Origin of the sequence: Anaerofustis stercorihominis (genome assembly GCF_005844425.1) — a bacterium.
In the GTDB taxonomy this organism is placed as follows: Bacteria; Bacillota; Clostridia; order Eubacteriales; family Anaerofustaceae; genus Anaerofustis; species Anaerofustis butyriciformans.
In genome coordinates this window covers 429-10,741 of sequence record NZ_SPHL01000049.1, presented here as the reverse complement: position 1 = coordinate 10,741, position 10,313 = coordinate 429, and the positions used below count along the sequence as shown (strand labels likewise).

10 protein-coding genes and 1 pseudogene are annotated in these 10,313 nt (G+C 29.1%); 8 read left to right on the top strand and 3 right to left on the bottom strand.

The window, feature by feature from the left end; all coding sequences use genetic code 11:
- From FGQ49_RS10435 to FGQ49_RS09430, 8 genes and pseudogenes are all read left to right on the top strand, one after another.
- A pseudogene (locus FGQ49_RS10435) lies at positions 1-669 on the top strand (hypothetical protein); the annotation flags it as partial.
- A gap of 83 nt (positions 670-752) precedes the next feature.
- The gene (locus tag FGQ49_RS09460; RefSeq protein ID WP_138269624.1) at positions 753-1,376 is read left to right on the top strand and encodes a YhcN/YlaJ family sporulation lipoprotein; all 624 of its coding nucleotides are present in this window, start codon (positions 753-755) and stop codon (positions 1,374-1,376) included.
- Between the two features lie 251 nt (positions 1,377-1,627).
- Positions 1,628-2,488: a diadenylate cyclase CdaA gene (cdaA, locus tag FGQ49_RS09455; protein WP_171020672.1), complete on the top strand. Its 861-nt coding sequence runs from the start codon at positions 1,628-1,630 to the stop codon at positions 2,486-2,488.
- On the top strand, positions 2,475-3,692 hold the full coding sequence (locus FGQ49_RS09450; RefSeq protein ID WP_138269622.1) for a CdaR family protein: 1,218 nt from the start codon (positions 2,475-2,477) through the stop codon (positions 3,690-3,692). Before cdaA ends, FGQ49_RS09450 begins: the two co-directional genes overlap by 14 nt.
- Positions 3,693-3,699: 7 nt before the next feature.
- Entirely contained in the window at positions 3,700-5,271 is a 1,572-nt protein-coding gene (locus FGQ49_RS09445) for an NAD(P)/FAD-dependent oxidoreductase (protein WP_171020671.1), read from the top strand.
- 10 nt (positions 5,272-5,281) lie between these two features.
- Positions 5,282-6,631, top strand: a complete 1,350-nt coding sequence (gene glmM, locus FGQ49_RS09440; RefSeq protein WP_138269620.1) for a phosphoglucosamine mutase — start codon at positions 5,282-5,284, stop codon at positions 6,629-6,631.
- The gene (gene ymfI, locus FGQ49_RS09435; protein WP_138269619.1) at positions 6,631-7,359 is read left to right on the top strand and encodes an elongation factor P 5-aminopentanone reductase; all 729 of its coding nucleotides are present in this window, start codon (positions 6,631-6,633) and stop codon (positions 7,357-7,359) included. Before glmM ends, ymfI begins: the two co-directional genes overlap by 1 nt.
- 122 nt (positions 7,360-7,481) lie before the next feature.
- On the top strand, positions 7,482-8,348 hold the full coding sequence (locus FGQ49_RS09430) for a DegV family protein (protein WP_138269618.1): 867 nt from the start codon (positions 7,482-7,484) through the stop codon (positions 8,346-8,348).
- Positions 8,349-8,384: 36 nt separating this feature from the next.
- On the opposite strand, the gene rplS is transcribed toward FGQ49_RS09430, so the two are convergent.
- From rplS to FGQ49_RS09415, 3 genes are all read right to left on the bottom strand, one after another.
- Positions 8,385-8,729, bottom strand: a complete 345-nt coding sequence (gene rplS / locus FGQ49_RS09425) for a 50S ribosomal protein L19 (protein ID WP_138269617.1) — start codon at positions 8,727-8,729, stop codon at positions 8,385-8,387.
- 241 nt (positions 8,730-8,970) lie between these two features.
- On the bottom strand, positions 8,971-9,471 hold the full coding sequence (locus tag FGQ49_RS09420) for a flavin reductase family protein (RefSeq protein ID WP_138269616.1): 501 nt from the start codon (positions 9,469-9,471) through the stop codon (positions 8,971-8,973).
- A 35-nt stretch (positions 9,472-9,506) separates the two neighbouring features.
- Positions 9,507-10,313: 3'-5' exonuclease (locus FGQ49_RS09415; RefSeq protein ID WP_171020670.1), on the bottom strand; the 807-nt coding region annotated here is incomplete at its 5' end.

The following is a 10,313-nucleotide window of genomic DNA, read 5'->3' as shown; positions in this document are numbered from 1 at the left end:
AATGAAATAATGGATTTAAATATAAATAATAAAATAAAACCAGAAAATGAAAAGGAAGAGGAAGATTCTAAGGAAGATAGAAATTCTATTTTAGAAAAAGAAGAACAGCTGGATATTTTGGAAGATTTATTTGATATTTTTTCAAATAAAAATGAAAAAGAAAATAATAAAAATATAAATGATGAAAAAGAAATAAATCAAGAATTTGAATTTCAAGATAAAGATGAAGAAGAAGATAAAAATAAAATAAAAAAAATAATTAATGCAAATAATATATTAATAGATGATGTTTTAAAAAATTTTTCATTAGAAAATTTTACTGATTTAGATAGTAATTATAAGTTCTACATAATGGATGAATATGAAGAAAATATAAATGATATTAATATTATTTATAATGGTTTTGTTATGCCGATTCTTTATCCTTATATGGGATTTAAAAATAAAAAATTAGAAAATGCAATTCTTCCAAGTTGGATTTTTGGAAAGTTTTTTAAAGATGAAGAAGTAAAATATTATATTTATGGTGTGCTTGGCTCAAAAATAGACAATACTCAGCCTTTTATGGGCTCAACGGGATTTATTTATTATGAACCTACGGTTTATGACGGTTTTGGATACTGGTTAATGTATATAAGTGTAAATACAGGGAAAATTTGTCTGCTTTAATAGAAAATAATACTTTTTAATCAATTTATTACCAGCATATAAAATTCTTCTTTCTAAATACTAATACAGAAAGGAGGATTTTAATGAATAAAAAAACTTTAATAGCTATGATTATTTCTGCTTTTATGTTAACTTCTTTTGTTGGATGTGGAAATTCAAATACGGATAATGCTGTAAAAAATCAAATGAATAATGCAGCAAATGATGTTAAAGATGAAGTAGAAAATATAGGAGATGATGTGAAAAAGGGTGCTGAAGATTTAACTGAAGATTTAACTGATAGTGACTCTTCAAATGGAGTAAAAAATAATAACGGAGTCAATCCATATCAATTTGATTATAACGGAATGTACAGACAGTATACTAACAACAATACAGGATATTATAATTCTTCCGAATCATATAAATATAAACAGGAAGGCGACGGTGTTTATACTTCTGTAAAGAAAATTTCCGGAATAGAAGACGTAAAAATTGCAATAATCGGGAATAAAGCATACTGTGCGGTAAAAACAAAAACAGGTTCTTCAAGTTTATCAGATGAAAAAAAGGCTAAAATTAGCACTTTGATTAAAGAAAAATATCCTCAAGTAAAAAATGTTTATTTTTCTGATAAAGTAGAGCATTACAACTCATTAACTAATGTAATAAAGCAAGGACTTGATAATATAACAGATGATTTATTAGATTTATTTGAATTGAAATAATAAAAGGCACTTTATGTGCCTTTTTTATATTGAGTTTTTTTAATACATAATTATAAAATGTATATAGAATGTAGTTTATTTTACTTTTAATAATTCTTATATAAATTAATTTATATATTAATATTTCATTAAATTTAAACAATTTTAATAAAATAATGTATAATATTATTGTGTTTTCACTATTGAAAATATTAAAAAAATAATATAAGTCAATAATATAAAAATAAATTTACTTAGGGAAGGTAATGATAATGTCTCAGATAACATCGTTGTTTACTCAAATTTTTGAGTCCTTTAGCATATTATCTGCCGTTGATATTCTTATAATGACATTTATTATATATGCAATTATAAGACTTATAAAAGGAACTCAGGCAGAACAGGTTGCAAAGGGGATAATTATAATTTTGGTTATCACTCAGGTCAGTGATTGGTTAGGGCTTGTGACCGTAAACTTTGTTTTTAAAAATATAATAACCGTAGGATTTTTAGCTTTGCTTATTATGTTTCAGCCAGAGCTTAGAAAAATGCTTGAAACAATCGGTAAAACAAATGTAAAAAACATAAAAGATATTTTTGTTGACAAAGATTTAGATTCTCCTTCTGTTGCGGTGGATCAAATTGTTCAAAGTATAAGTGATTTATCAAAGACAAAAACAGGACTTCTTGTTGTTATAGAAAGACAGGTTCCTCTTGATGATGTTGTAGAAACCGGGGTAAAACTTGATAGTTTATTAAGTACAGAGCTTATAAATAATATTTTTCAGTATGCTACGCCTCTTCATGATGGTGCTGTAATAATAAACAGAGAAACTTTAAGAATAAGGGCTGCGGCATGTCTGCTTCCTCTTTCTCAAAACAAACAGCTTTCAACAAGTATAGGAACAAGACATCGTGCCGGAATTGGTGTAAGCGAACATTCTGACTGTGTTTCATTAATGGTATCTGAAGAAACAGGTGTTATTTCTTATGCTATTAATGGGAAATTATCAAGGTTCGTGGGGGAAAGAGGTATTAGAAGAATTCTTACTGAAATTTTAGTAGAAGAACCTGCTCATAAAAATTCTAAATCAAAAATATTAAGGAGAAAAGGTAGCAATGGGAAAGAATAATAATAAAATAGTAACTTTATTGATATCTTTTTTGCTAGCTCTTCTTTTATGGGTATATGCAAATAATGATAGTGACAACATGGTATACAGTAAAATCGAAGATATACCTATTGTTCTTACAAATACTTCAGTACTAGAGCAAAATGATTTTATTATTTCTGTTTCAACTGATAATATAGACAGTATGAAAGTTTATGGAAAAGGCTCTTTAGTAAAAAGCCTTGATAACAAAAATATACAGGCAAGTGTAGATTTAAAAGACATTTCAAGCGAAGGGACTTATACACTAAATATTAATATAAAAGGTGTTCCAAATGATGTTACTATAGTTGATCAAAATCCTAATACAATTAAAGTCACAGTTGATAAAAAAGGTAACAAAAGTTTAAGTGTGCCTATTATAAAGTCAACCGGGGAAGTTAGGGAGGGCTATAGTGTGTTATCTCTTTCTCCAGAAGTAGAAGATGTTAATATAAGCGGACCTTCCGATAGTGTTGATAAAGTTGAAGCTATAATGGGGAATGTTGATGTAACAAATAAAAGCGATGATTTTTCATCAACTGCAACATTGTATGCAGTTGATGAAAATAATAAGAAAATAGCAGATGTAACACTATCTCCTGCAACAACAAGGGTAAATATTGAAATAGGAAAAATTAAGAATGTTCCTATAAATGTAAAAACATCAGGTAGTGTTATGGATGGATATAAAATTACGTCTATAAAACCAAGCACAACAACCGTAACTATTTCTGCAACAGATGATGTTTTAAATACTATAAACGAAATAAATACTGAAAGTATTTCATTGGATGGGGTTAGTGAATCTTTTGATAGAAATGTTAAATTGGACATTCCTCAGGGAGTGCATATTGTAAATACAAGAGATATCATTGATGTTAATGTGTTTATAGACAAACAAAATCAAAAAACCGTATATATAAATTCATTTACATTTGAAAATTTAGGAAGTGATCTTACTGCAGAAGTTTTAGATGATAATATAAGTGTTTTATTAGCAGGAGAAGAGAAGTATTTAAGTTCTATAACAGAAAAAAATCTTATAGGAGTAGTTGATTTATCAGGATTAAAAGAAGGGGAACATAATGTTGATATAAAGATAAGTACACAGGGGTTACCTGAAGGTGTAAGTATAAGAAGTGTAAGCCAAAACAGTGTTTTGGTAAAAATAACAAAGGAATAATATTAAAGTGAGAAAATATTTAATAGAAAATATAAAAATAAATATAGATAATTTATCCGGTGTTGGTGAAAGAGAAGCTATAATAAACAGGCTTAGATTAACTGAACAAAAAGTAAAACATTTTAAAATTTTAAGAAAGTCTTTAGATGCAAGAAAAAGACATAGTGATGGAATATATTATGTTTACAGTGTTATATTGGATTATCCCATAAAACCTCATAATGTAGGGTATAAAGTAAGCTTGTATAAAGAAAAAAGTATTCCTAAACTGGATTTAACAAAGAAGAAAAATATTAAACCGATAGTAGTAGGCAGTGGTCCAAGCGGTTTGTTTGCCGCTTTATATCTTGCAAAAATGGGATATGAACCCCTTGTTTTTGAAAGGGGAGAGGATATAAAAAACAGAGTTAAAACAGTTAAAAATTTCTTTGATAACGGAGTATTAAATGAAAATTCCAATGTTCAATTCGGACTTGGAGGGGCTGGAACTTTTTCAGATGGGAAAATAAACTCAAGAATAAAAGGAAATTTAAAATATGAAGTTTTAGATACATTTATAAAATGTGGTGCACCAAAAGATATAAGATATCTTAATAAACCTCATCTTGGTACAGACAAATTAAGAATAATTGTAGATGATTTAAAGGCTTTAATAGAATATTACGGTGGAAAATTTTATTTTAATTCTACCGTTACTGATTTAATTATAGAGCAGAATGAAATAAAAGGCGTTATTATAAACGAAAAAGATGAATATTTATCGGATACTGTTGTTCTTGGTATAGGCAATGGTGCAAGAGATACTTTTAAAATGCTTGAAAAGCATAATGTTAATATGGAGAATAAGCCTTTTGCCGTAGGATTTAGGGTAGAGCATTTAAGAGAAGACATAGATAAGTGTTGTTATGCTTCTTATTCCGGACATAGTGAACTGGGTGCAGGAAGTTATAATCTTACATTTCATGATAAAAATACAAAAAAAGGAATATACTCTTTTTGCAACTGTCCCGGAGGTGTGGTAATTGCAGGTGCAAGTTCAAAAGGTCAAGTTGTTACAAACGGAATGAGTTTCAGAAGCAGAAATATGATAAATACAAATTCTGCAATAGTAGTAAATGTAAGTGAAAGCGACTATGGAAGCGGGCTTTTTGCTGGAGTTGAATTTCAAGAAAAGCTTGAAAGAAAAGCTTTTGAAATGGGTGGAAAAGATTATAAAGCACCTTATATGAAGATAACTGATTTTTTAAATATAAAAGGCAGTGTTGATGTTAAACCAAGTTATTTGCCTGGAGTAAATGAATGTGATTTAAACGAACTTCTACCTGATAATTTAATATCATCAATCAAAGATTCTTTTGGTTATTTCCATGGATTTTTTAATACCTTCTATAATGGTATAATAACCGGAGTTGAAACAAGAACTTCATCTCCTATAAGAATTTTAAGAGATAAAATAACTTTAGAAAGTGAAAATATAAAAGGGCTTTATCCTGTAGGAGAAGGTGCAGGATACGCAGGCGGTATACTTTCCAGTGCTGTCGACGGCATAAAAGCGGCTCAAGCAATAAACGAAAACTAAGGGGGTTAATATGGGAAGATTATTTGGAACAGACGGAGTAAGAGGGGTTGCTAATACTCAGCTTACATCAAAACTTGCTCACAAAATAGGATATGCAGCAACAATGAAACTTACAAAGGATAATGGAAATCCTCCTACATTTGTAGTAGGTATGGATACAAGAATATCTGGAGATATGATTTATGCAGGTCTTGTAAGCGGAATTATGTCTGCAGGAGGAAACGTACTTAATGCGGGAGTTATTCCAACACCTGCCGTTGCTGTATTGGTTAAAGAATTTAATGCCGATAGCGGTATTGTTATTTCAGCATCACACAATCCATATGAATATAATGGCATAAAATTCTTTAGTAAAACAGGGCATAAACTTCCTGATGAAGTTGAAGATGAAATAGAAAGATATATTTTTGAAAAGGTAAGAGATAGAAGCATTTCAGGAGAAAGAATAGGAAGAGAAACAAAAATAGCTTATCCCGGAGAAATTTACATTAAATATCTTTTATCAAAAATAGGAGTAAAATCTTTAAGTGGACTTAATATTGTTTTGGATTTATCAAATGGTGCTACATATAAAGTAGGTGAAGAAGTGTTTGAAAAACTTGGAGCGAATATTAAAGTTATCGCAAATGATCCAAACGGAATTAATATAAACGATAAATGCGGTTCAACTCATATTGCTAATTTATCAAGAACTGTTTTAGAAAAGAATGCTGATTTTGGTATTGCTTTTGACGGTGACGGAGATAGAGTTATCATGGTTGACAGCAAGGGACAAGCTTTTGACGGAGATAAGATAATGTATCTTTTAAGTTGTTATATGAAAGAAAAAGGAAAACTAAACAAAGATACTCTTGTTTTAACTGTTATGAGTAATCTGGGAGTTAAAAAGGCACTTGAAAAGAAAGGCATTAAAATAAGTGAAACAGGTGTAGGGGACAGATATGTTGTAGAAAGAATGCTTAATGAAGGATATAACATAGGCGGGGAACAATCAGGACATGTTATTCTTTCAGATATAAATTCTACGGGAGACGGAATTGCCACAGCTTTACTTGTATGTAAAGTTGTAAAAGAATGTGGTAAAAATATTGATGAGCTTGCAAAAGACGTTTCTATTTATCCACAAGTACTAATTAACGCAACTGTTGATAATGATAAAAAACATGATTATGAAAAAGACAGTGTGATTTTAGAAGCTATAAAAGCAATTGAAGATAAATATGCAGGAAACGGAAGAGTATTAATAAGAACAAGTGGTACAGAACCTTTGGTAAGAGTTATGATTGAAGGTGAAAACCAAAGTGAAATTAAAGAAGATGCAACATCTCTTGCAAAACTTATTGAAGAAAGATTATCGTAATGAATAACAAAACAGTAGTTATAAGCGGAGCAAGCGGAGGAATTGGGATTGCAATTTCAAAAGCTTTTTATAATGAAGGTTATAATATAGTTTTGCTATATAACAAAAATAAAAAAGCTTTAGAAGATGAATTTTCTTTAACTGATAAAAGAGTATTGATGCTTAAAGGAGATTTATCGAAAGAAAGGGATGTATTAAAAATAAAAGAAAAGGTGTATTCTTCTTTTAACAGTGTCGATATAATAGTAAACAATGCAGGAATAAGTCTTGTTAAGTTTTTTGATGAGACTACCTGTGAGGAATGGGATAACGTTTTTGATGTTAATGTAAAAAGTGCTTTTATGCTTACAAAAGCTTTTTTACCTGAGATGATTAATAAAAAAAGAGGAAATATAATAAACATATCTTCCATGTGGGGAATAAGTGGAGCAAGCATGGAAGTATGTTATTCTGCTTCAAAAGCTGCTCTTATAGGAATGAGCAAGGCTCTTGCAAAAGAAGTTGGTCCAAGTGGTATAAATGTTAATGTCATTGCTCCCGGAGTTATAGATACAAAAATGAATAATCATTTGTCGAAAGAAGATATGGAGTCTTTAATTGAAGAAACTCCTATAAACAGAATTGGAACCCCTGAAGACGTTGCAAATGCAGTTTTGTTTCTTTGTGATAAAAAGGCTTCTTTTATTACCGGAGAAGTTATAAGTGTAGATGGCGGTTTTATTTTATAATTTTTAAATGATGGGAATTAAAATTCGTTATTAACAATATTTTTAAAACATAACTATAATGATTGACAATAAAAGTTTAAAATAGTATATTTTATATTAATACCCTATATGGAGAATATGTAATGAAAGTAAATATTTTAACGGATTCTACTGCCGATTTAACAAAGGAACAAATGAAAGAATATAATATTAATGTATATCCTCTTAATATTTATTTTGGAGAAGAGGAATATATTGATGGTATAACCATTAATCACAGAGAGTTTTTCGACAAACTTGCAACATGTAAAGAACTTCCTACAACAAGTCAGATTCCTGTAGGAAAATTAAGAGATTTATTCTTGCAATTTACTGAAAACGGGGAAGATGTTGTTGTAATAACTTTATCTTCTAAATTAAGCGGTTCTTACAATTCTGCAGTCGTTGTAAGAGATTCTCTTGATAATGACAGAAAAAGCAGAGTTCATGTTATTGATTCAACATGTGTTACTTTAAGTCTTTGTAATTTAGTTTTAGAAGCGGCTAAGTTAAGAGATAAGGGGCTTAGCGGGCAAGAAATAGAAGATGAAATAAACAGGATTAAAGGAAACAGTACTTTACTTGCATTAATTGAAGACTATAAGTATCTTGTTCTTGGCGGAAGGCTTTCAAAGAGTGCTGCATTTATTGGTAATACTTTAAATATAATGCCTGTAATTGAAATAACGGGTGGAGAAGTTGTTCCAATAAAGAAGGTAAGAGGAAGAAAAAAAGGATATCAATTTATTATAGATAAAGCAAGAGAGTATGGAATAGATAAAGACAAAGCATTTTTTATGGGGCATATAGATGATGAAGAAGCTTATTCTCATTTTGAAAAATATATGTTGGATAATTTTGATGAACTTAAAGATATTGATATTTTGCCTGCGAGCAATATTGGTGCTGTAGTGGGAACTCATGCAGGTCCTCACTGTGTGGGTATAGCATTTTTTAAAAAAGAAAAATAAAAAAGAGCAACAAAAAAAGTCCTTATAGGACTTTTTTTAGTTTCTTTTTTCTTTAACTTTAGCAGCTTTACCAACTCTATCTCTAAGATAGTTAAGTTTAGCTCTTCTTACACTACCTCTTCTTGTAACTTCGATTTTGTCAATTCTAGGTGAGTGTATTGGGAAAGTTCTTTCTACACCAACGCCATAAGAAATTTTTCTTACAGTAAATGTTTTTTGAACTCCACCGTGTTGTTCTTTAAGCACAATACCTTCAAAAACCTGGATTCTTTCTCTTTTTCCTTCTACTACTTTAACGTGAACTTTTACAGTATCACCAACGTTAAATTCAGGGATATCAGATTTAAGGTTTTCGTTTTCTACTAATTTAATTAAATCCATTGTTTGTGCCTCCCTTCATCTTCAAGCATTCTTACTTACATCTTTAAGCAGAGGAACACCCATAATAAAAAAGCTATTTAAGCTCATAGCCTAAAAAGTATATCATATAAGAAAAATTTATTCAACTAAATTTTTGTTTTTTATAATAAAAATTGTAAAAATATATTAAATAAAAAGCTTTAATAAAGCATTATTTGACTATAAGTAGAATAATAAAAAGAACTTACAAAAGTATGCTCTTTTAGTTTTCATAGCAGTCTTCTATATTTGCATAGAATATAACATGGTAATCATTATTTCCTTTATAGAATCTGTCTTCTATTCCTTCTTTGTCAACAATGCCCATAGGATCCATAGCTTGTTTGTAAATTATCTTACATTCAAAATGTAATTTTGCTTCTTCAATAATTGGAGATGCAACTTTCTTTGAGTCTTTTAAATGTAAGTTTGTTTCTTTGTATTTGTCAAAATCCCTACCTGATTTTGTTCCCATAAAAGCAATTTCTTCTTTCATTGTATCAAGAGCTGGAACGCTTACCGTAAAGTCTTCTGCGTTTTTAATTAAATCATATGTAAGTCTTGAATATCTTACCATTACTGTCATTACGTCTTTGCCCCATACTTTACCGACTGTTGCCCAGCCTATTACCATTGTATTAACTTCATCATTATTTTTTACTGTAAGAAAAGCTCCTTTTGGTAGCTGATTATCTAATAGTTCAAATGCTTCTTTTGAAATCATGTTGTTCCTCCTTTTTTTATTATTATATCATTATTTTATAGGAATATGTTTGAATCTTTTTTGTATTCCATAATTTCTTTAACAAAACCAGACATACTGCTTTGATTTACCATTAAAAATATTTTCTTTTTTGCTCTTGTAAGGGCTACATAAAATAATCTTCTTTCTTCGCTATATGGAAAATCTTCCTTATTTTTAAGTAACATCTTTATTAATTTATCATCGGTTATATTACATGGAAAACCCATTAAGCTGTTAAATGTATTAAGTATAAATACATAATCACATTCCAGACCTTTCGCTTTATGTACAGTTAGAAATTTGATTTTTAAATCTTTTCTTTTTTCAAGTATTACCGATATTTCGTTATTTTCATGAAGTATTATATTTACTTCGTTTGTTTGAGCATAAGGAATTATATCTTTTTTGTATCTGCCAAGAAGCATAACTTCGCTGTTTTTAGGAAGTTTGTATATTTCTTTTAAAAATACTCTGTATAATTCACTTTTTTTCCTTGCTGTAACAAAATTAATTGGAAGAATGTTTATTTTGCTGCTTTTAAGAGTTTTTTTAATTTGATATGGATTCTTTAATATAAATTTGTTTGTTACATTTGCAATGGTTCTATCAAATCTATAATTTTTTTCTATGAAATATTTTTTTGCATTATATTCTTTTTCAAAGTCATAAAAAATATTAATATCACTTCCAGTGAAACGGAATATACTTTGATAATCATCTCCCACGGCAAATATATGTGAGTTGTGTTTTTTATAAATTTCATTTATAAGTGACATTCTGGAATAGGATATATCCTGAAACTCATCTATTAAAATATGTTT